The 22561-nt window shown below is 71.8% G+C and carries 13 protein-coding genes; 4 read left to right on the top strand and 9 right to left on the bottom strand.

What is annotated here, in order from left to right; all coding sequences use genetic code 11:
* Positions 1–40 precede the first annotated feature (40 nt).
* Both NR810_RS21205 and cglD read right to left on the bottom strand, forming a co-directional pair.
* Positions 41–4192 (bottom strand): adenylate/guanylate cyclase domain-containing protein, encoded by a 4152-nt coding sequence (locus NR810_RS21205; RefSeq protein ID WP_257454972.1) that lies wholly within the window; start codon positions 4190–4192, stop codon positions 41–43.
* A gap of 180 nt (positions 4193–4372) precedes the next feature.
* Positions 4373–7723 carry an adventurous gliding motility lipoprotein CglD gene (gene cglD, locus NR810_RS21200; RefSeq protein WP_257454970.1) on the bottom strand — a complete coding sequence of 1117 codons (3351 nt, stop codon included), beginning with the start codon at positions 7721–7723 and terminating at the stop codon, positions 4373–4375.
* Positions 7724–7928: 205 nt separating this feature from the next.
* Here cglD and NR810_RS21195 point away from each other — a divergent pair, with 205 nt between their 5' ends.
* Positions 7929–8867: a TIGR02266 family protein gene (locus NR810_RS21195; RefSeq protein ID WP_306818362.1), complete on the top strand. Its 939-nt coding sequence runs from the start codon at positions 7929–7931 to the stop codon at positions 8865–8867.
* A 4-nt stretch (positions 8868–8871) separates the two neighbouring features.
* Here NR810_RS21195 and NR810_RS21190 read toward each other — a convergent pair whose 3' ends face one another.
* The 5 genes from NR810_RS21190 to NR810_RS21170 form a co-directional block, all read right to left on the bottom strand.
* Positions 8872–12657, bottom strand: a complete 3786-nt coding sequence (locus NR810_RS21190; RefSeq protein WP_257454968.1) for an AAA family ATPase — start codon at positions 12655–12657, stop codon at positions 8872–8874.
* Positions 12654–13898 (bottom strand): exonuclease SbcCD subunit D C-terminal domain-containing protein, encoded by a 1245-nt coding sequence (locus NR810_RS21185; protein ID WP_257454966.1) that lies wholly within the window; start codon positions 13896–13898, stop codon positions 12654–12656. Before NR810_RS21185 ends, NR810_RS21190 begins: the two co-directional genes overlap by 4 nt.
* A gap of 196 nt (positions 13899–14094) precedes the next feature.
* Complete coding sequence (locus NR810_RS21180; RefSeq protein ID WP_257454964.1) at positions 14095–14886, bottom strand: PhzF family phenazine biosynthesis protein; 792 nt, start codon at positions 14884–14886, stop codon at positions 14095–14097.
* Positions 14887–14903: 17 nt separating this feature from the next.
* Complete coding sequence (locus tag NR810_RS21175; RefSeq protein ID WP_257454962.1) at positions 14904–15635, bottom strand: lysophospholipid acyltransferase family protein; 732 nt, start codon at positions 15633–15635, stop codon at positions 14904–14906.
* Complete coding sequence (locus NR810_RS21170) at positions 15632–16423, bottom strand: SDR family oxidoreductase (RefSeq protein ID WP_257454960.1); 792 nt, start codon at positions 16421–16423, stop codon at positions 15632–15634. The genes NR810_RS21175 and NR810_RS21170 overlap by 4 nt, the downstream gene beginning before the upstream one ends.
* A gap of 76 nt (positions 16424–16499) precedes the next feature.
* Here NR810_RS21170 and NR810_RS21165 point away from each other — a divergent pair, with 76 nt between their 5' ends.
* The 3 genes from NR810_RS21165 (at position 16500) to NR810_RS21155 (ending at position 20316) form a co-directional block, all read left to right on the top strand.
* Positions 16500–17216 carry a YqiA/YcfP family alpha/beta fold hydrolase gene (locus tag NR810_RS21165; protein ID WP_257454958.1) on the top strand — a complete coding sequence of 239 codons (717 nt, stop codon included), beginning with the start codon at positions 16500–16502 and terminating at the stop codon, positions 17214–17216.
* A 96-nt stretch (positions 17217–17312) separates the two neighbouring features.
* On the top strand, positions 17313–19187 hold the full coding sequence (locus tag NR810_RS21160; RefSeq protein ID WP_257454957.1) for a metallophosphoesterase: 1875 nt from the start codon (positions 17313–17315) through the stop codon (positions 19185–19187).
* Between the two features lie 109 nt (positions 19188–19296).
* On the top strand, positions 19297–20316 hold the full coding sequence (locus tag NR810_RS21155) for an alpha/beta hydrolase family protein (protein ID WP_257454955.1): 1020 nt from the start codon (positions 19297–19299) through the stop codon (positions 20314–20316).
* 18 nt (positions 20317–20334) lie between these two features.
* On the opposite strand, the gene NR810_RS21150 is transcribed toward NR810_RS21155, so the two are convergent.
* Together NR810_RS21150 and NR810_RS21145 are read right to left on the bottom strand one after the other, a co-directional pair.
* Entirely contained in the window at positions 20335–21615 is a 1281-nt protein-coding gene (locus NR810_RS21150) for a serine hydrolase domain-containing protein (RefSeq protein WP_257454954.1), read from the bottom strand.
* 89 nt (positions 21616–21704) lie between these two features.
* The gene (locus NR810_RS21145; protein WP_257454953.1) at positions 21705–22481 is read right to left on the bottom strand and encodes a hypothetical protein; all 777 of its coding nucleotides are present in this window, start codon (positions 22479–22481) and stop codon (positions 21705–21707) included.
* Between the last annotated feature and the right edge of the window lie 80 nt (positions 22482–22561).

Below are 22561 nucleotides of genomic sequence, written 5' to 3'. Positions count from 1 at the left end.
CACGGCCGCGACTCCACGTGGAGGCGGCTTGGGGGAAAGGCTAGCCACCACTTCCCGTGCGGGTCAAATCCTCACGGCTCGCCGCCTCGCTCGCGGTGAGCGCGCCACCGAGTCCGAGTTGGAGAGCCAACGTCTCCGTCGCCCTCAGATGATGGGCGCACCCCAGCCGGGTGAAGAGTGCGCGCGCCTCGACGAGGTGCCGGGTCCGAAGCGCCGGGTCCAACAGGGCGCGAGCGAGCTCGTAATGGGCCAGCCCCTCGTCGTAGGGCATCCCGTATCTCCGGGCCACGGCCAGCGCGCGGCGCAAGCGGCTGGCGGCGCGCGACGGCCTGCCCGCGAGCGACAGCCACACGCCCTCCAGGCGCAGGGCCCTCGTCCCCACCACGGGGAACATGCGCGCCAGGCTCCTCAACGCCCGGCACGCCTCCGCCGCGCGAGCGGACCACTCCCGCGTCTCGGGAGCCGCCGTGCGCCGTGCCTCCTCCCACAACGCCAGGCACGTCTCCGCCAACCCCGAGTACGAGGGGAGCATGATGAGGCTCGACGCCAGCTTCTTGCTCATCAACCCCAGCGCCTGCCGCGACTCGGCCCGCGCCCGGGTGAGATCTCCGGCCCTCAGCGCGGCGAGCGCGCGGATGCCGCTGAAGTGCACGAGCAGCAGCGGCAGCACGTTGCCCGAGAGCATCAGCTCCACCTCGGACAGCCGCGCCTGGGCCTCGGTCAGCCGTCCCAGACACAAGAGCGTCGAGGCCAGATCCGTGAGCGTCCACACCTGGAGTTGCAGGTTCCTCGCCGCGCGCGCCGCCTCCAGCTGGGCCTCGCGCAAGCGCTGCGCGGCGGCGGGCTCGCCACTGAGGTCCGTGCCCAGCGCCATCACCGTGTAGCCCAGCTCCGCGCTGACGCGGTCGTTCATCCACCGGGCGATGTCCAGACAGTGCTCGGCCCGGCCGAAGGCCTCCTCCCAGCGGCCGAAGCCCAGCAGGTAGGAGCCCTCGAGGTAGTCGCCATAGGCGACGTGAGAGGAGTCCGGCGTGTGGCGGGCCCGCAGGAAGTAGCGCCGGGCGAGCGGGTGCAACCGGGCCATGCCGGCCAGCGAGCCCAGTCCGGAGTAGGCCTGGGAAGCGGGCACCGGCTGGCGCGCGGCCTCGGCGTCGTTGATGGCGGCGAGCGCGGCGGTGAACCAGCCCAGCGTGTCCAGGGACATGGAGCGCTCGCGGCCCACCAGGGAGGTGATGCGTGCCGCCAGCGCGAGCCGCTCGCGGTCATCCTCCGTCCGGGGCCGCAACCGGTGCAGGGCGGCCACGTGGGTGAGCTGCCGGAGTGACTCCCGGACCGCGCGCACCAGCCAGCCTCCCCGCGAGGAGGGCAGCGGCCGATCCAGCAGCAGCAGCGCCTCCGTGAAATAGCTCCGGCTGCGCTCCAGGTCACCCAGGCCGAAATAGAAGGCCTCGCCCAGCCGCGCGCACCAGCGGGCGCGGCGCACGTCGTCGGGCGCCACCAGGCCCGCCCCCACCCCCTCCGTCAGCTCCCGCGCCTGCGTATAGAAGGTGATGGCCTCGCGCCACGCCCCCTTGCCGAAGGCCTCCTCACCCGCCCGCTCCAGGTACTCCAGCGCCCGGCGCGGCTCCTCCGCCATCCGCCAGTGGTGGGCCAGACGCGGGAAGAGGCTCCCGCCGTCCACCGCCCACCTGCGCTCCAGCGCGAGGGCCGCCGACTGGTGCAGCAACCTGCGCTGGGCGAAGGTCATCAGGGCATACGCCGCCTCCTGGATGAGGGCGTGCTTGAAGGCATACGCGGGCCCGGCCTCGCGCGGCGCCTCCACCACCAGCTCCATGCGGACGAGCGCCTCCAGGTGCACGGGCAGCAGCGCCCGGTCCTCCTCCACCGGGTACACCTCGGAGAGCTCCTGGAAGGTGAAGCTCCTGCCCAGGATGCTGGCCACCTTGATGGCGAGCTGCTGCGGCGGCGAGAGCAGATCCAACCGGCTGGTGATGATGCCCTGCACCGTGCCGGGAAGGCCGAGCGCCCGGGGCACACCGCGCTCCGCCATCCGGCACTCGCCGCCCTGGATTCGCAAGAGCCCGGAGTCGCGCACCGCGTAGGCGAACTCCTCGCTGAAGAGGGGGTGGCCCTCGGCCCGCTCGCGGATGAGCTCCGCCACCTCGCGGGGCAGGTACCGCACCTCCAGCCGCTGGCACACCAGGTCGAGCACGTGCTCCTGCGTCATCCGCTCCAGGGGCAGGAACACCGCCTCGGGCTGCTCGCGCAGCAGCCGGTACTCCGGAGGGGCGCTCTCGCCCATGGGCCGCCCGGAGAGGACGAGCAGCAGCCGCTCCACCTGCCGCCGCGCCGCCACCGCCAGCGCCCAGGAGGAGGAATCCATCCAGTGCACGTCATCGAGCACCAGCAGCAACGGGCGGGAGCCGGCGGCCTCCAGCAGCAGCCGCACCACGAGCTCCCGGGTGCTCTCGGCGCGGGTGGCGCCGCTCATGGACTGGAGCACCTCGTTGTCCGGCACCGCCACCGGCAGCACCGCGTTGAGCAGCGGGGCCCAGGCCTGCACCTCGGGGAAGCGCCGCAGGTGCTCCATCAACCGCGCGGTGCGGGTGGCGACGTCCGGCAGCCCCTCCAGTCCCAGCAGCCGCGAGAGGGGCGCGCGCCACGCGAGATAGGTGGAGGAGGGCTCCAGCGCCTCGCCCGCGCCGAAGCACGGCGTGAGCCCGGCCCGCTCCGCGCCCCGCAGCAGGTGGGCCAGCAGCCGGGACTTGCCGATGCCGGGCTCGCCCTCGATGAAGACGACTCCGCCCCTCCCCTCCTCGACGAGCGCGCGCATCGCCTCGGCCAGGTGGCCCCGCTCGACGTCCCGGTTCACCATGGGTGCATCCGGGCTCGCCCCGGGCAGGTCCCGCGCCACCACCCGCTCCTCGGGCCGGTACACCTCGAGCGGTTGCGTCTTGCCCTTGACGCGCACGGGAGGCAGCGGCTCGAAACGGACGCGGGACGAGGCCAGCCGCGCCGTCGCCGCGTCGCACAGCACCTGCCCCTCCCCCGCCGCCTGCATCAGCCGCGCGGCCTGGTTCACCACGTCGCCCAGCGTCACGTACTCGCGGCGCCGCGCGTTGCCGTAGACGCCGCAGAACACCCGGCCGCTGGTGATGCCGATGCGGTGCGCCACCCCCAGCGCCCGCAGCGAGGCCTGGATGCACTGGCCCGCCAGGGTGGCGCGCGCGGCGTCGTCCTCGTGCGCCAGTGGCGGCAGCCCGAAGGCCGCCACGTTCACCACGCCCTTGTCGTCCACCACCACCTGGTTGAGCGAGCCCCCGTACTGCGCCAGCGCCTCCTGGATGGCGCGGAACGCCCGCTGCAACTCCGCCTGGCGCATCCCCGCCGCCACCTCCGGGTCCGTCAGGTTCACGAACAGCACCGTCACGTTGCGGAACTCGGCGAGCCACTGGGTGTGCCCCGCTTCCAGGCGGCGGCGCACGACCTCGGGCACGTAGGCGCGCAGCCGTGGCTCCAGGTGGGGCGGCGGCTCGGCGGGCCCGGGATGCGACGGCGGCAGCGGCTCGACGGAGCGCAGCCGCCACTCCCCACCGGGCAGCGGCTCGCCCCGCGCCCGTGACTCCAACAGTCTCCAGGCCGAGGCGGAGAGGAGGATCTCCCCGGGCCGCGCCAGCCCCTCCGCCCGCGCCATCTCCAGCAGCGGGAGCCCGGCGGCCAGGAACTCCCAGCGCTCGCCCACGCCGCCGATGTCGAAGAAGCGGACCTCGCCCGCCCCCATGCCCACCCGCAGCCGCAGCCGCCCACCTCCGGGAAACTCGAGCCGCTCGAGCCCGGCCTGCATCTCCATCGCGGCCCGTACCGCCTGGTGGGCCATCCGCGGCAGCTCCTCGTCGGACGCGGCCTCCCATGCGGCGAGCACCGCGTCCCCCGCGAAGCGGAGCACGTCCCCGCCATGGTCGAGGATGGCGGAGACCAGCACCGCGAAGCAGGAGTCGAGGCAGCCCGCCAGACGCTCCGCCCCCTCCGGGCCCTTGCGCTCCAGCGACTCGGCCAGCTGGGTGAAGCCGGAGAGATCGGCGAACAGGACCACCGCCGGCCCGTCCGTGCGCGCCCCCTCTCGAGGGCGGGAAGGGTCCTGGAGGAGCCCACGCACCAACGAGGCTGGCACGAAGGCCGCGAGGGTCTTCATGCGTGCGGGACTGGTCACGGAGCTCGCTACCTCGTTTCGCCTGGGCTGGACCCCTACGCGGGGACTGGAAGCGTAGCAAGTGGCGGCCCCGGGAAGAACCCGGCCCCGAAAAAAGCAAGGGCCGGAGGCCGCTGGGACATCAGCGGCTTCCGGCCCCGGCTCTTCAGCTACCTACGCGAGCTAGCCGATCTTCCCCTCGCAGCGGCAGGTGCTCATGTTGCACGTCGTGCTGCCCGTGCAGCTGCCACCGCAGTTGTCCTTGCAGACGCACGAGCAGGAGTTCGGGTCGGCCTGGTAGGTGGAGCCGCAGTTGAGCGCCGCCGTGTCGCAGACGCAGCTGCAGCTGGCGGCGTTGAACTTGAAGCCCGGAGCGCAGGTGGCGCTCGCCACGCACTGGCAGGAGCAGGTGCTGGTGTTGCACTGCTGGAAGCTGCCGCACGCCCCACCGCAGTCCGCCGCGCAGACGAAGCCGCACACGTCCTTGCTGGTGTTGCACACCTGGCCCGGAGAGCCCCCGCCACCGCAGTTCGACGGGCACTCGCACCGGTTCGTCTGCCGGTTGCAGACCAGGTTGTTCTTGCAGAAGTCCGCCTGCGTCGGGTCGTAGTAGCCCGTGTCGCCCGAGCAGGGCGGCGGGTTGCCATCCTTGTTCGGCGTGAGGTCGGACCAGTAGCGGTAGGAGATGGCGGCCTGCGTCGAGCCCGCGGCGGCGGGACGGCACGCACCGTAGAAGGCCAGCGCCTGGCTGACGCCGTCCACGTCGAAGCCGTTCACGCGGCTGCGCGGCAGGTCGCTCGCGTTGCACTGCGAGGGATCCCTCACCGACGCCACCGCCACACGCACCGAGGCGCCGATGGGCGGCTTGAGCGTGCGGTAGCCCGAGGAGGCGATCGCGCTGTCCATGATGGTGTTGATGGTGTTCTGGATGGACGTGGCGCTGCGAATGCTGCCCGTGACACCGCCCGTGGCCTGGATGACCTCGATGTGCCGCTGATCGTTGATGGGCTCGCCCGGGTAGCACTCGCCGCCGCCGGCCGGGTCGCAGATGATGCCGTGCATCTGGATGAGCTGGCCGGTGGGGTTCGCGCCCTTGAAGTAGTCGATGTACGTGCTGACGGGCGTGTTGTCGTTCGTGTCACGCACGTCGGTGAGGATGATGACCACCAGCTTCGCGCCCGGACGGTACTTCTGGGCGGCGGCGGTGCCGGCATTGGTCATGTGGTCCACCGCGCCGCGCGCGCTGTGCAGGGACTTCTCGTCGCTGGAGCCGCTGATGCCGATCCAGCACCCCTGGGTGGGGTCGGGGCACGTGGCGCCCTTCACCAACCACGCCTTGAACTGATCGATGTTGTTGGTGAAGCCGCGGAACACTCCGGCGTTGGGGATGCCATAGCCGGTCTGGGTGTAGGACGAGCTCACCATGGCGATGCGCCAGTCGAGCTGCGAGTTGCTCAACCGGTTGGCCACGGCCGTGGCGGCCTGACCCAGCGCGTTCTGGGACGTCTCCATGGAACCGCTGTCGTCCACCACGAAGAGGAAGTCGGCCATGCCGTTGCCCGTGGTGAAGGTCTCGCACTGCACCGCGTCCGCGTCACCGAACTGGGCCAGCGCCGTGCCGCCCGCGGTGTCGCTCATGACGAAGAGGCCCGGCTCCACGAAGCGGTTGGCGGGAGTGATGGCCAGCACCACCAGCACGCTCGAGTTCGAGCGGTGCACGTACTGCGCCTGGATCTTGTACGGACCGGTCACGCCCGAGCCGCCCGTGAGCGTGCCAGCGCCCGCACCGACGAGCGAGTTGGCCATGGTGTTGGCGTAGTCGCGCAGGTTGGTGGTCGCGGGCTGGTCATAGTAGGCCAGCACCGCCGGGTGGTTGTCCCAGGTGGTGAAGGTCTGGGTGGTGATCGTGGTCGACGTCACCGACGGATTGAACAGGCCGCGCACGTACGCCTCGTCACCGATCGCCGTGGTCGAGGTGCCCGCCTGCCCGCGCTTGAAGGCGATGAACGCCACCTTGTGGGTGTCGTCATAGCCGACGAAACCCTTGCCGCCGCCGTTCACGACGATCTGCTTCACCTCCTGGAACTCGGGGCGGAGCGCCAGGCGGACGTCACCGCCGCTGTCCTCGCGGAACGTCACCTGCCGCAGGTTGTTGGCGGAGCAGGCCTGGCCGGCCGGCGTGTTGACGGCGCCATCCGCGCCATTCTTCGGGTCCAGCTCGCCGGGGTCCTTGCGGCCGTTCTGGTTGGCGTCCTCGGCGCCGTCGGCGATGCCGTCGTTGTCCGAGTCGTTGTCCAGGGGGTCCGTCTTGGTGCCCGGGTCCTGGTCGCCGGAGTAGCCGCAATTGGTGACGGGAGCCGCGGCGGTGGTGACACCGCGCTCCACGCCGTCCAGCAGGCCGTCGCCGTCGGTGTCGCGCTTGGACGGGTCGGTCTCACCCGGATCCTTCAGGCCGTTGCCGTTGACGTCCTCGCCCAGGAAGGTGCCCTGGTTGGGGCCATCGAGCAGGCCGTCGCAGTCCGAGTCCTTGGAGAGGGGGTTCGACTCGCCCGAGTCCACCGCGCCGTTGTGGTCCTTGTCCTCCACGCCGTCCTTCAGCCCGTCACCGTCCGTGTCGGGGTTGTTCTTGTCGGTCTCGCCCGGGTCCACGATGCCGTTGCCGTTGCGATCCTCGACGTCGTCCGGCTGGCCATCGTTGTCCGAGTCCGGCCGGGTGCCCGTGCCGCAGTCCTTGCCGTTGAGCGGATCCGTATCGCCCGGGTCCTTCTGGCCGTTGCCGTTGATGTCCTCCGCGCCGTCCTTGCAGGTGTCGTTGTCCGTGTCGGGGTTGCGCGGGTCGGTGCGGGTGACGTTCAGCTCGATGTTGTCCGAGAGTCCATCGCCGTCCATGTCACGCAGGCGCGGGTCGGTCTCGCCCAGGTCCAGCACGCCGTTGAGGTTGGCGTCCTCGGCGCCGTCCAGCAGACCATCTCCGTCCGTGTCCGGGTTGGCCGGGTCCGTCTCACCCGGGTCCTTCCTGCCGTTGCGGTTGGTGTCCTCCAGGCCGTCCTTCAGGCCGTCACCATCCGTATCCGGGTTGGTGGGGTTGGTCCGGGTGGCCGGGTCCGCGTCGGCGATGAAGAGGGCCAGGCATTCCGCGGTCGTATTGAAGCTGCTGGTGGTGCGACCCACCTCGACGCCGTCGCGCAGGCCGTCGCCGTCCGAGTCGCGCACGCCCGGCTTCGTCTTCAGGCTGCCCGGCGCGTAGAGGTTGCCCCACTCCTCCGCGTTCGACAGGCCGTCGCAGTCGGTGTCGATCTTGTTGTTGTTCGGATCGCGAGTGCTGGGCACCGGAATCTCGACCTGGTCGGGATTCTGGCCACCACCGTCGGGAGAACCTCCATCACCGGCGTCTGGGGTGCCACCGTCGTCGGTGGGAATGGGGTCGACATGACCGGCATCATCTTCGCCCGGATCGACTCCTGGACCCGGACAACCCGTAACGAGAGCGGCCACGAGCAGAGCGGCCGCAAGGAATCTGGAAGGGACACTCATAGCAAATCGAAACCCGCGGAAGTGAGGAGGTGGTAAGAGGGGGACTGCATTCCGCGAAGCCTACGATTGCACTCCTCCTTTGTTGAGGTGGGAGTCTAGGCGCATGTCTCCAGTTGACTGATGCCCGCATGGTAGGTGTCCAGGCGCCTGGAACATTTGCAGCTGTCCGGTTGCAGAACGGCCATTAACAGGAAATACACGATAGATGACCCAGGGGAGGCAGGCTCGGCTATCCTCCGTCGACGTGCCAGTGTTCGGTCTCGCGGCGTTGTGGAACGGCTCGGCCCGTGCGGAGCGGGTGCGGGAGCTGGTGGAGGGGCTCGGGGCGTTGCTGCCCTCGCCGAAGCCGCCTGGCATCGTCGTGGCCCTGCGAGAGGCGGAGGCGTCGCTGGAGCTGAAGGTGGAGGTGCCCAGCTACCCGCGAGCGGCGGTGGAGGCGCTGACGGAGCAGGTGCAGCAGAGCGGTGGGACGCTGGTGGAGCTGTGGCGCCTGCCCAAGGCGCAGCGCGATGCGTTCCGCGAGGGCGCGCTCACCGGGCCGGACACGCACGCCCTGGAGGACTTCGAGGCGGCGGCCATCGTGCTGCACGGGCACCTGCAGCAGCTCGCCGTGCGCGAGCCCATCCCGGACGGGCCTCCACCGGGGCCCGCCTCCGTGCCCATCGCCTTCTTCGAAGACACGGCCAGGGCCGCGACGGACTCCACCCCCGAGCCCGAGGAGGCCGCGCCGGCCGCGAAGCCCACCGCTCCCGAGCCCGAGCCTGAACCCGAGCCGGCGGAGACGGATGACAGGCCCGCCGGCCAGGTCTACGAGACGTTCGACACGCAGCGCCGGGGCCGCCGCTTCGCGGTGAAGCTGGAGATGGAGTTCCGCACGGAGCTGGACTTCGTGCGCGAGCACGCGACGAACATCTCCAACGGGGGCCTCTTCGTGCGCACGGCGCACCGCCCGCCCGTGGACAGCGTGGTGACGGTGCTGGTGAAGCTGCCCAACGGCGAGCGCCTCCAGGGAGACGCCCTGGTGGTGCACGTGGTGGATGATCCGTATAAAGGAGGCGTGGGGCTCGCCTTCGTCAACGACGACCCCAGCTTCTCCCAGACGCTGGACCGCTACCTGGCGAGCCTGGCCGGCCCGCTGAGCTGAGGCCCTACCCCACCGACGCCGAGGGCCTCGCATCGGGAACCAGGGAGGCGAGGAGTCCCGGCTCGCCCATCACGACGAGCCGGCTGCGCCCGGCGCCCTGCTTCACCACGCGCACCTGCACGCCGATGCGCTCGGCCAGTCCCGACACGTGGGAGATGATGCCCACCTGCCGGCCGGTGGCCTGGAGCGCATCGAGCGTGGCCAGGGCCACCTCCAGGGTCTCCGGGTCGAGCGTGCCGAAGCCCTCGTCGATGAAGAGCGTCTCCACCTGGGTCGTCTCCGAGGAGAGCGAGGCGAGGCCCAGGGCGAGCGCCAGCGAGACGAGGAAGCTCTCCCCGCCCGAGAGGCTGGAGACGGCGCGCACCTCGTCGCCCATGTCCTGATCCACCACCTGGAGGTCCAGGTCGTACTTCGGCACGCGCATGAGGCGGTAGCGAGGGGCCAGCTCCTCGAGGTGCGCGTTGGCGTGGTGCAGGAGCGCATCCAGGGTGAGACTCTGGGCGAACACCTTGAACTTGCGGCCATCGTGCGAGCCGATGAGCTCGCTGAGCGTGCGCCACACGCCGCTGGCGCGCTGCAACTCCTCCAGGAGCCGGGCCTGCTCGCCCTGACGGCGGCGGGCCTCGTCATCCTGGTCGAGCCGGGCCTTCAGGGTGGCGGCGGCCTGGCGCCGGGCCTCGGTGTCCGCGCGGGCGTCTTCGCACGCTTTCGGAGCATCCGCCTCGGCGATGGACGGGAGGCCAGTGGACTCGTGCCGGGTGCGCTGGCCCTCGCGCTCCTTGCGTACGGAGAGCGCGTGCTCGTGCGCCTGGCGGAGTGCCGTCAGCGCGGTTTCCTCGGCCGCGCACCAGGCGGCATCCCGCGCGAGCAGGGCCCGCACGGACTCGAGCGTGAGGCCCCGGGCGGAGAGCTGCGACGAGAGCGCCGCCTCGGCCTCGGCCCTGGCCGCGCTCGCGGACTCACGGGCGCGCACCGCCTCCTCGACGCGCGCGGCGGCGGCGGCGGCCTGCTGTTTCGCCTTCTCGGCGTCGGTGCGCACGGACTCGAAGAGGCGGGAGGACTCCTCCAACTCCCGCTTCAGCTCGGCACGCACCTCGGCGGTGGAACGCCCTCCGAGCACCGCCGCGCGCGCGGCCCGCGTCTCCTGGAGCGCGGACTCCAGCCGCGCCAGCTCCCGTGCGCACAGCTCGGCCTGGGAGCTCCGCTCCTTGGCGAGGGTCTCCGCGGGACCCCGGTTCTTCTCCGCCTGCGCCACGCGCGCCTCCGCCTCGCGGAGCGCCTGCTCGCGGGTGTTCCACTCCGTCACCCACTTCGCGCAGCGCGCGCGGAAGCTCGCCGGGTCGGCCGTCAGCGACTCCTCCCAGCGCTGCGAGTCCTTGAAGGGCGCCGCCAGCCCGGCCAGCACCTCCTGGCGGACGCGCGTGGCCTGCTCCACGTCCCGGGTGGCGGCGGCCTGGGCCTCGGTGTTCTGGCGCAGTGCCTCCTCCGACTGACGCAGCACCTTCTCCACTGCGTCGAGGCGCTCACGCGCCACGGTCAGCGCGGCCCGGGCCTCCTTCGCCTCGCGGGCCAGCTTCTCCGCCATCTCCTCCTCGGCCTTCAGCGAGGCCAGCTGGTCCTTCGCCTCCGCGAGCGCCGACGCCAGCCAGGCCTCGACGTCCGGCGCCTCCACGTCCTCCGGGGGCAGCGCGCCCGGGAGCTTCGCGCGGGAGTGGCTCCACGCCTCGCGCTGCTGGAGCCGCCGCTTCGCCGCGGCTTCACGCCGGGTCTCCGCCTGGGACGCACGTGGGCCCGCCGCCGACGCGCGCGCGCTGGCCGAGGCCTCCTCCTGCACCGCGGCCTTCAGCTCCCCTTCCAGCGCCTCCACGCGCTCCCGCGCCTTCGTGGCGAGCCCCTCCAGAGCGGTGCCGGAGCGGCGGTAGGGGTGCTCGGTGGCACCACAGAGCGGGCAGGGGTGGCCATCGCGCAGCTCCGCGCGGTGCTCCGCGAGGTCCAGCGTCGCCCGGGCCTCGGTGAGCGCCCGCCGTGCCTCCTTCAGCGCGGCCTCCCGCTCGATGCGGCGCACCTTCGCGGCCTCGGCCTCGGCCGTCGCGGCGCCCTGCTCCAGACGGGCACTCGCGGCTTCCTCGGTGGCCTCCTGCTCGGCGCGGGCCGCCTCGCTCGCGCCCTTGCGCGCCTCCGTCAGCGTCCGCAGCCCCTCCTGCCGCGACAGCAGCGACTCCCGCCGGGCCCGCCGCTCCGCACCGGCATCCACCCCCAGCGCGGCCTCGGCGCTGGCCACGGTGGCCTCCGCCGCCTGCACGGACTCGCCCGCCTTCCGGCGCTCCTCACGACGGCGCTCGGCGTCCGCGCTCAGCGCGCCAGCCTGGGCACTCACCTTCGCGAGCGACTCGCGGGCCGTGGCCTCCTCCCGCGCCGCGCGGCCATAGCGGGTGAGCTCCGCGTCCCACCGAGGCCACTCGCGAGCCAGCGCCTCCAGGCGTGCGTACTCGGTGAGCCAGGTCCGCACGGACTCCACCTCCGAGCGCGCGGACGACTCATCCCGCGCCACCCGCGCCACCTCCTCCTGGGCCCGCCGCTCGGCCTCCCGGGCCTCGTCCAGCTTCCGCGTTGCCTCCTGGGCATCGCTCCGCGCGCGCTCGAGCGCCGCGTCCAGCTTCACCGCCTCTTCCAATGCCGGGCGCGCGGCCGCCTCCGCATCCACCGCCGCCTTCGCCCGCGCCTCCGCCTTCGCCCGCACCTCCTCGCGCACCTGCTCCGAGGCCCGTGCCGCTTCCGCCTCCGCGCGCCGCGCCGTCAGCGCCGACTCCGCGTCCGCCAGGCGCCGCGCCTCCTCGTCCGCCCGGTTCAGCGGAGCACGCAACACTTCCGCGGCACGCACCCGCTCCAGCTCCGCCTTCCGAGGCTCCGCGGCCCGCAGCGCCTCCGCCGCGCCCTGAAGGGCCCGTTCCGCATCCGCCTCCTGTGCCACCAGCCGCGAGCGCTCCGTGTACCAGAGGAGCGCCTGCTCGGCCCGGGCCTGCACCGCCCGGGCCTCCACCAGCGCCGACTCCTCGCGGGCGCGGCTCTCCTCCACCGCCGCGCGCTCCTCGTCCGGCAGACGGGGAATGGCCTTCACGCCCCTCTCCAGCGCGTCCAACTCCTCCTGCGCCGACTTGTGGCGCTGGTGCGCGGCCATGGACACCCGGCTGTACACCTCCGTCCCCGTCATCCGCTCCAGCAGCTCCGCGCGCTCGTTGGCATCCGCGCGCAGGAAGGCGGCGAACTCGCCCTGCGCCAGCAGCGCCGAGCGGCGGAACTGGTCGAAGGACAGGCCCAGCCGCTCCTCGATGGCCTTGAGCACCTCGGACTTGGTGCGCCCGAAGGTCTGCTGGGTGGCCGCGTCGGTGAGGCTCATCTCCTGGGGACGGAAGCGGCCCTCGGCGCGGTTGCGCGCCCGCCACACAGACCAGCGCGCGCGGTAGCGCCTGCCATCCTTGCCCAGGAAGTCCACCTCGGCGAAGCCCTCGCCCGCGCCCCGCCGCAGCATGCCGCGCACGTCGTTGGCCTGAAGCCGCGCCTCCTCGTCCTCGTCCGGACGGCCCACCGGCGCGCCTCCGCGATCGCTCAGCCGGGGCGTGCGATCGAAGAGGGCGAGGCACATGGCGTCCAGCAGCGTGCTCTTGCCCGCGCCCGTGGCGCCGGTGATGGCGAACAGCCCCAGCTTGTCGAGCGGCGGCTGGTCCAGCTCCAGCGCGAAGTCGCCCGCGAGGCTCGTCAGGTTGCGGCCACGGATGGCGAGAATCCTCACGACGCGTCCTCCTGCACCTGGGTGAGCAGCGAGTGGAAGGCCTCGAACAGCGCGGGCTCCGGCGGCTCGGTGTAGTCACGCGCGTAGCGGGCGCGGAAGACGTCCTCGGGGGTGCGCTCCTTGAGGGAGAGGCCCGGCCGGCCATCCGCGAGCGCGTTGCCCGTGCCCGTATAGGCGGGGGTGAGCTTCACCAGGCGCGCGGCCTTGCCCTCGAGCGCGGCCTCCACGCGGCGGCGCAGCGCGGGCTCGGGGCGGGGCAGCGCGACGCACACCTCCAGGTAGGGGCGGCGCCAATCGGGGGTCTCCGCCTCCAGCTCGGGCAGGGCCTCCAGCTGCTGCACCACGTCATCCAGCGTGGCCACGTCGCGCGCGGGCACCCGGAGGATCTCCACCCGGCGAGGCACGTGCAGCGGCCTCACGGAGGAGAGCGACTCGCCGTCCAGCTCCACCAGCAGCACCTGGTGCGCGTAGCTGGCCTCGGAGAGGGACAGGGGCAGGGGCGAGCCGCTGTAGCGCACGCCCTCGCGTCCACCCACGCGCTGCGCCTTGTGCAGGTGCCCGAGCGCCGCGTACGCCACGTCCTCGGGGAAGAGGTCCACCGGGAGGGCGTGCTGGTTGCCTCCGAGGATCTTGCGCTCGCTGAGCGCGGACAATTCGGTGCCCACCATGTAGCAGTGGCCCATGGCCACGAGGGCCTGTCCGGCCTTGCGCCTGGAGCGCGCGCCCTCCAGCACCTCGGCGTAGATGGAGCGCACGCCCTCGACGAGCCTGTCGCCCACCTCCTCGGCCACGAGCGGTAGATCCGCGGGCCGCAGGTACGGCACCGCCGCGACCCACGCGCCCACCTTGCCCTGCGCGTCCTTCACAGGCACCAGCAGGCGCTCCAGGTCCATCGAGCCGCGTGACCTGGGCAGCCCGCCCACCACGCGCACGTCGAGCGCGGCGAAGAGGGGATCCGGCGCATCCAGGCGCGCGGCCGAATCGTGGTTGCCGCCGATGACGACGATGTCGAGCCGGGGGCAGCGCCGGCGCGCCTGGGCGACGAACCGGTACCAGGAGGCCTGGGCCTCGGCGCTGGGGTTGGCGGTGTCGAAGATGTCGCCCGCCACCAGGAGCGCGTCGACCTTCTGCGTCTCGAGCGTGTCGAGCAGCCACTCGAGGAAGGCCGAGTGCTCGGCCTCTCGCGAGGTGTCGTACAGCGTATGCCCGAGGTGCCAGTCCGAAGTGTGCAGCAGGCGCATCCGTGCGCTCCCCTCCTGTGTCCGCCACGAGCCGGAAGCGGTGGGTTCCGCTGCCTGCTCGTACGTTCAGGCGGCGCGCAGTGTGCACGCCACCGGGCACGGTGCCAACGGTGAGAATGGGGCCTACACCGAGGACCCGGAGCGAACGGTAGGGGAAGACCCTCACCCCAGCCCTCTCCCAAAGGGAGAGGGGGCGTCACAAGATGATGTGTCCCTCGAGGTACAGCACCGCCTGTCCGGCGATCCCCACGCGCTCGCCGCGGTCCTCGCACTGGAGCACGCCGCCACGGAGGGACACCTGGTGCGCCAGCAACTGCTGCTTGCCCAGCTTCTCCGCCCAGTACGGCACCAGCGTGCAGTGCGCCGAGCCCGTCACCGGATCCTCCGGCACGCCCACCCGCGGCGCGAAGAAGCGCGAGACGAAGTCCGCCTCCGAGCCTCGCGCCGTCGCCGTCACCGCGAAGTAGTCCAGCTGCGCCAGCTTCGCCATGTCCGGCGCCAGCGCCCGCACCTGCTCCTCGCTGTCGAACACCGCCAGCAGATCACGCGACAGGAGCGTCTCCCGCGGCTCGGCGCCCAGGGCCTCGACGAGCCCCTCCGGCACCGCGCACGGCTGGGGCGGCCGGGCCGGGAAATCCATCTCCATCCAGTCCCCTTCCAGCTGCGTCACCACCAGCGGCCCCGAGCGCGAGTTGAACTGCGCCCGTTCAAGCCCCGGCGCCAGGCGCGTGAAGAGGATGTAGGCCGACGCCAGCGTCGCATGACCGCACAGGTCCACCTCCTGCGTGGGGGTGAACCAGCGGATCTGCCAGCCGCGCACCTCGTCTCGCAGGACGAAGGCCGTCTCCGAGAGGTTGTTCTCCGAGGCGATGGCCTGGAGCACCTCGTCCGGCAGCCACGCATCGAGCGGGCACACCGCGGCGGGGTTGCCGCCGAAGACCTGGGAAGTGAAGGCATCGACCTGGTAGAGCCGCAGGCGCGTGGGCATGGGGGGACGTGTTTATCTCAACCCGAGGAGTCATGAGAACCCAGGGCCTGGAGGAAGAGGCCCCGGACACGATCGGCGAGCACCCCCTCGTCCGAGCCGAAGTCCTCCGGGCGGACGGGCGGCAGCACCCGGACGTACACGCGCGCGCGGGGGTTCATCCACGGGCCGTCGCCCTCCACCAGGTCCGTGGTGCCCTGAATCACCACCGGCACCACCGGCACCCGCGCCTCCTGGGCCAGCCGGAAGGCGCCGCGCCGGAAGGGCAGCAGCCGGCCCGCCTCGCCGTAGGTGCCCTCCGGAAAGAGGAGCACCGGCATGCCCCGCCCCAGCCAGGCCCGGCAGACGTCCAGCATCCCGCGCATGGACTGGGGCCGCCCCCGCTCCACCCGCACGTAGCGCAGGAGGCTCATCATCCATCCCAGCAGGGGAATCCGGAAGAGCGAGGCCTTGGAGACGAACTTGAAGGGGTGGAAGAGGCCCATGGCCGCGAGGATGTCCGCCATGGACTGGTGGTTGGCCACCAGCACGCACGGGCCCTCGGGCAGCAGCTCCCGCCCCTCCACCCGCGCGCTCCACCCCGGCCAGGCGCGCAGGTACTGGAAGCACCAGTGGCACACGTACGCGTGCAGCACGCGCCGCTCCGGGTCGAACGGCAGCGTCACCAACCACAGCACCACGCCCAGCAGGAACCCCGGTACCGCGGTGAGCCCGAAGACGGCCCAGAACCAGAGCGTGGCGGCGTATCTCACTTGGAGGACTGGGTGAGGACGCTGGCGAACTGCATGGCGTAGTTCACCTCCAGTCCCCCATCCACCACCAGCGTCTGGCCGTTGATGTACGAGGAGCCCTCGGAGCACAGCCATTCGATCGTCTTGGCGATCTCATCCGCGCTGGCCACGTAGCCCACCGGCACGCTCTCCTTCACCTTGGCCTCGAGCGCGGTCCAGGCGTCGCCCATGTAGAAGCGGCTGGAGTCGGTGTCGATGTAGCCCGGGTTGACGGCGTTGACGCGGATGCCGGTGGAGGCCAGCTCGGCGGCCAGGTACTTCACCAATATCTCCATGGCGCCCTTCATCGCGCCGAGGAAGCCGTGGAAGGGCAGCGGCATGCGCGAGTCCATGCCGGACACCATGACGATGCGGCCCTTGCGGCCCTCCATCAGCGGCACGGCGCGCTGGGCGCCCAGGACGAAGCTCTTCACCGTGACGTTGAACGTCTTGTCCATCTGGTGGAGCTTCATCTGCATCAGCGGGGTGAAGGCGGTGGAGGCGGCGTTGGCCACGAAGACGTCCAGCCCGCCGAACTCCTGCTGCACCAGGTCGAAGGCGGCATGGAGGCTGGCCGGCTCCAGCTGGTCGGCGATGACGGTGCGGCAGCGGCGGCCGAGGGCCTCCACTTCCTTCGCCAGGGCCTCGGCGGCCTCGGCGTCTCGCCGGTAGGTGGAGACGATGTCGTAACCCGCCTTCGCGAGTCGCAGGGAGAGGGCGCGGCCCACGCCTCGCGAGCCGCCGGTGATGAGCGCCACGGGAGCAGTCATGACCCCGGGCATAGCACCTTCCGGCCGCATCGCGCGCTCCCCTGCGCCGGGAGGGTGTCGGATAGAGTGCGCCGCCATGAACGTCGCCTCCACTCCCGCCCCGCCTTCCACCGGCCCGCGCTGGCTCTACCTGCATGGCTTCGCCTCGGGGCCGGAGTCCGCCAAGGGTGTGGCCCTCGCCGGGCACTACGCGCGCCAGGGCATCCACCTGGAGCGGTTGAACCTGCGGCAACCCTCGCTCGAGTACCTGAGCCTGAGCGCGATGATGCGCACGGTGCGCGACGCCATCGGCGGTGAGCGGGACAGGGCCATCCTCTTCGGCTCGAGCCTGGGCGGACTGACGGCCTGCCGCGTGGCGGAGGAGGACGCGCGGGTGTGCGCGCTGGTGCTGCTGGCGCCGGCCCTGCGCTCCCCGGAGCAGATGCGGCGCAACGTGGGCGAGCAGGGTCTGCGCCAGTGGGAGGCAACGGGCTGGCTGGAGACGACCGACTACGCGGAGAAGCGCAAGGCGCGCGTGCACGCCGGCCTCCTCCACGACATCGACACCATCGACTCGCGCTCGGGCGGCTGGCCGGACGTGCGCGTCCCCACGCTCCTCATCCACGGGCGCCAGGACACGACGACGCTGCTCTCGTACTCACGCACCTGGGCACACGGCAAACGCCACGTCCGCCTCGTCGAGGTGGACGACGGCCACGAGCTGGTGAGCTCCCTCGGGCTCATCGCCTCCCTGGCGGACGACTTCCTGCGGCCCTTCCTCGTGACGGGAGATGGCACGGTGGGCCCTCGTTGAGAGGAGCGGGGTCCCACGGCAGCCCAGCGGCCGAGCGCACGCAAGCCCAGGCGCGGCGAGGAATGCCTGTCGGGGCCTTCCGTTTGAGGCCCCACGATGCACAAGCGAATCCTCTCATCCTCCTGTCTGGTGGGTGCCCTGCTCACCACGGCCTGTGAATCCCCCTCCACTCCCCCGCCCTCCCCGACGGTGGCCGAAACGCCAGCGCCCCGGGAGGTGCACGACACCGCGGCCGGGCTCACCGTGACCAACTGCCGCATGCTCACCACCGCCGGCACGAGCGCCAGCGGCGATGACGGCGCCGGCAGCGTGGCCGCCAACACCCAGGACGACGACACGGGCACGCGCTGGAGTGGCCCGGGCAAGGGTGCGTGGCTGACGATGGACCTCGGCACCTCGCAGTCGATCGCGGGCGCGGCCATCGCCTGGCACCAGGGCGACACGCGCCAGAACCACTTCATCCTCTCCACCTCCGAGGACGGCACCACCTTCACCCAGGCGTACGCGGCCGACAGCACCCTGACGACCGCGGCCCAGACGTACCGCTTCACCGCGCGCAAGGCCCGCTACCTGCGCGTCACCGTCAACGGCAACACCGTCAACGACTGGGCCTCCATCACCGAGTCCCGCGTCTGTGCCGATGACGCCACACCCTCTCCCACCGTGCCCACCACGGACTCGGGGGCGGCGCTGCCCCGCCTGCCGTACCTGCAGAGCGTGGGCCCCACCAGCGCGCTCGTGGCCTTCCGCACCGGCGTGTCCTGTACGCCCTTCGTCCGCTTCGGCGAGGGCTCGGACATCTCCCGCACCGCCACCGCCACGGTGGCCGGCTGGCGGCACGCGGTGAAGCTCGATGGGCTGCTCCCGGGCAGGACGTACAGCTACGTCGTCGAGGCATGCGGCTCCGTCGCCGGCGTGCGCCAGTTCAAGACGGCCACCGGCCCCGAGACGACGCGCGTGCGCTTCACCGCCATGGGTGACTTCGGCACCGGCGGCACGGCGCAGAGCCAGGTGCTCAAGCTGCTCGCGCAACCCTCGCGCGCCGGCGAGTTCCTCCTCGCGCTCGGCGACAACGCGTACGAGTCCGGCACCGAGGCGGACTTCCAGGACCACATGTTCAAGCCCATGGCGGCCCTGCTGCGCGCCACGCCCATCTTCCCCGCGCCGGGCAACCACGAGTACGTCACCAACCAGGGCCAGCCCTACCTCGACAACTTCTACCTGCCGGCCAACAACCCCGAGAAGAGCGAGCGCTACTACTCCTTCGATTGGGGTCCGGTGCACTTCGCCTCGCTCGACTCCAACTGCGTCATCGGCCTGGCCACGTCCGACCGCTGCACGCTGGCCGCGCAGAAGAGCTGGCTCGCCCAGGACCTGGCCGCCACGAAGCGGCCCTGGAAGGTCGTCTTCTTCCACCACCCGACGTGGAGCAGCGGCGAGCACGGCTCGCAGCTCAAGATGCGCCGCGAGTTCGCCCCGCTCTTCGAGCAGTACGGCGTGGACCTGGTCCTCACCGGCCATGACCACAACTACGAGCGCTCCAAGCCCATGAAGGGTGACGCGGTGGCGGCCTCGGGCACGCGCGGCATCGTCTACATGGTGGTGGGCAGCGGCGGCGCCAGCCTGCGCGCCTTCCCCGGCTCGCAGCCGAGCTGGACGGCCTTCCGCGACAACACCAACGCGGGCTACCTCGACGTGACGGTGGATGGAGGCACGCTGTCCGCGAAGTTCATCACCCCGAGCGGCACCGTGCGCGATAGCCTCACACTGACGAAGACGCTGCCCGCGGCGGCGCCCCAGACGTCCGGTGTCTCGGCCATGTCGATGGAGACGCCTCCGGGCCCGGTGGACGACCCCACCCGGCAGCCCGCCTACATGCGCCCCCGGGCGCCGGTGCCGCCCGCCGACACGCTGGAGTCCGTGGCGGACGCGCCCGAGCCCCCGGACACCGTCGTCCGCGAGCTGAAGTAACGCGAGCCCATGAGGCGGGGGTGACACGGCCCCCGCCGCCTCGCGGGTTCCGGTTGGAATGCCGCCCGGACGCGGACAGGATGCGGCGGCCTTTCCCTGGAGCCCGAGAATGAACCGCATGCACTGGCTGGACGCACTCGCCGCGCGATTCCTGGTGACGCGCCAGCCCCGCTTCTTCGAGGAGGGCTGGGGCTCCAACGCGCTCCTGGAGAAGCTCACCCGAGGCCCCCAGGGCTTCGCCTTCCCCGAGCTGGCCGAGGTGACGATGAGCCAGGCGCGGCGCGAGGGGCGGCTGCTCGTACGGGAGGGCCGCTTCCCCAGCCCCGCCGCGGTGGGCTCGCTGCCGGAGGCGTGCCGGGAGGCGCGCTTCCAGCTGCTGCTGCCCGGGGATGCCGGCCCACGTCCGCCGGTGTGCGTCTTCCTGGCCGCCTCCGGGGACGAGGGCTTCGGCCTGCGCCGCTTCATCGCGCGGGAGCTGGCCCGGCACGGGGTGGGCGCGCTGCTGCTGGAGAATCCCTACTACGGCTCGCGCCGCCCGCCCGGACAGAAGGGAGCGTCGGTGCGCACGGTGGCGGACCTGCTGCTCATGTTCCGCGCCACGGCGGTGGAGGCCACGGCGCTGCTGGGCTGGCTGCTGGCGTGCGGACACCCGAAGGTGGGCATCTCCGGCTACAGCATGGGGGGAAGCATCGCCGCCTACGCCGCCGCCATGTTCCCGCTGCCCGCGGCCGTCATCCCCCTGGCCGCGGCGCACTCGGCGGCTCCCGTCTACACCGAGGGCGTGCTGTCCGCCGTCCCCGACTGGGAGGTACTGGGCCGCACCACCGGGGGAGCCGAGGCGGCGCGCCAGCGGCTCTCCGAGCTGCTCTCCGCGGCGGCCACCACCGCGCTGCCTCCGCTGTCCAACCCGCGCCGCGCCATCCTCGTGGCCGCGCGCCAGGATGGCTTCGTCCCCTCGTCCTCCACGCTGCGCCTGCTTCAGCACTGGCGGGGGGCCGAGCTGCGCTACCTCCCGGGCGGACACATGAGCGCCTTCGCCACCGGGCGCTCCGCCATCATCCGCTCCATCGTCGATGCCTTCTCGCGCATCGAGCCCCTCCAGCTGCCCCCGGAGGAGCAGCCGGCCTGAGCGGGGCGCGGACGCGCCTCACTCCTTCAGGGCGGAGTAGATGCGGAGGAAGATGTCGTTGGGCGTGTCGGAGGTCTGGTCCCACATGTTGACCATGATGACGCCCACGAGCTTGTTCTGGGGGTCGACCCAGGCGTGGCTCTTGAAGATGCCGGACCAGAAGTAGCTCCCCACCGGGCCCTGCTTCTCCACGAGCGCGGGATCCTCCTGTACCGCGAAGCCGAGACCGAAACCGGTGCCGACGAAGTCCGCGCGCAGCTCGCCGATCTGGTTCCGGGTCATCTGCTCGACGGTCTCCTTCTTCAACAGGCGCACGCCGCCGAGCTCCCCGCCGTTGGCCATCATCTGGAGGAAGCGCGAGTAGTCGCTCGCCGTCGACACCAGCCCCGCGCCGCCCGAGCGGAAGCCCTTGTTGCCGGTGGTCTGGAAGTCCGGCGCGTAGGTGAAGAAACCCTCGACCACGTTGGTGCCCGTCTCGGGCACGCGCTCGAGCGCACCCGAGGCGGCGCGCCGGTACAGCGCGGGCATGCGGGTGGCCTTGTCCTCGGGCGGGAAGAGGTACGTGTCCTTCATCCCCAGGGGCGTGAAGAGGCGCTCCTGGAAGAACCGGTCCAGCGGCACTCCGGAGACCTGCTCGACGAGGTAGCCGAGGAGGTCCGTGTTGAGGCCGTAGGAGTAGGCCGCGCCCGGCTGATGCTCGAGGGGCAGCGCGGCCAGGGCGCGCGACTGATCCGCGAGGGTCAACGAGGTGTGCTCGAAGCCGTCGGTGATACCGGCCTGCTGGTAGAGGGGACCGAGCGGCGGGCCCATGAAGCGGTACGAGATGCCGGAGGTGTGCGTCAGCAGCTGCTTCACGGTGATGGGCGTCTGGGCCGGCACGGTGCTGTAGCTCCCGCCCGGAGTGGACGGCGGGGCGGCCAGCACCTGGACGTTCTGCCACTCGGGCAGGTACTTCGAGATGGGCTCATCCAGGCCGAGCTTGCCCTCCTCCACCAGCATCATCACGGCGACGCTGGTGATGGGCTTCGTCATGGACGCGATGCGGAACAGGGCGTCCTCGCGCAGCGCCGCCCCCTTCTCGCGGTCCAGGTGACCGATGGCCTTCACATAGGAGTCCGAGCCATCGGTGCGTTGGAGGAGCACGACGGCCCCCGGAATCTTCTGGGAGTCCACCTGCTCGCGCAGGAGCGCCTCCACCGGCTTCATCTGCCGTCCGAGCGGAGACACGCACGCGGACAGCGCGAGGGCACTCAACGCGACGAGGAATCTCGACCACGACCTTCCTGGGAATCGAACCATGACGGACGCTCCTTGAAGAGAAGCGCCGGACAGTAACAAGCCCGGGGAGTGGCCTCACGGCAGGAGTGTGAGGCCCCGGGCCCGGGTGCCTACGGGTTCCCGCGCTGCTCGCCGTCACCCCGTCCCCGCCAGCCGCCGGGACGGGACTGCTGCCGCTCCTCGCGGCGCATCTCGTCGTACTTCGCCTGCTGCGTCTCATCGAGGAGGGACTTCACCTCCTTGTCCGTCTGGTCACGCAGCTGGCGGATCTCCCGCCGCAGGTCCTGGGGCGACTTGTTGCCCGCCTGCACCGCGTCGAGGAGCGCCTGACGCTGGGCGGCCTCGTTGTCCATGTGGCGCGTGACTTCCTGCTCCTGGCTGTAGCTCAACCGCGCGTCGGTGGCGAACTGCCGCAGGCGCTCGGAGCGTCCCGCCAGCGCCTGCGCTTGCGCCTGCTGGAACTGCTGCTGGCGGAGCTCGCGCTGCTCGGTGCGCATCTCGTCCTGGACCGAGCGCACCATGCCCTTGAGGAACTCGCGCCCGCCCTCGGAGCTCAAGGCCTCGCCGGCGATCATCCCGCGCACCTCGGTGCGGAGCTGCTCCACCTCGGCGGCCAGGGACGGAGGAACCGCGGCCACCAGGCCCCCATCGGAGGCGGCCACCGGCCGCTGCTCGAGCAGCATCAACCGCTGGGACAGGCTCAGCGCGGAGTCCTCGAGGGACTTCACCCGCCGTTCGAGCGCCTCCAACTCCTGGGGTGAAGCGGCTGCGGCCGGAGGCTCGCGGGAGGGGGCGGGGGCCTCCGTCTCACCACGAGAGCCCAGGAGGGTGACCGCGAGCGCCAGGGCGGACAGACCGAAGGATGCGAAGCCGAGGAACCGATTCATATGTCTCTCCGGACGGGGGAGCGTGCCCCGTATTCCATGGAAGAAGCGGGCGGCCCGGGTCCGAGGTGCCTGTGGTGGAC

The sequence above is a fragment of the Archangium lipolyticum genome, from assembly GCF_024623785.1.
GTDB lineage: Bacteria > Myxococcota > Myxococcia > Myxococcales > Myxococcaceae > Archangium > Archangium lipolyticum.
Note: the sequence above shows the minus strand (reverse complement) of the source record. Positions and strands in the feature narration are given on the sequence as shown.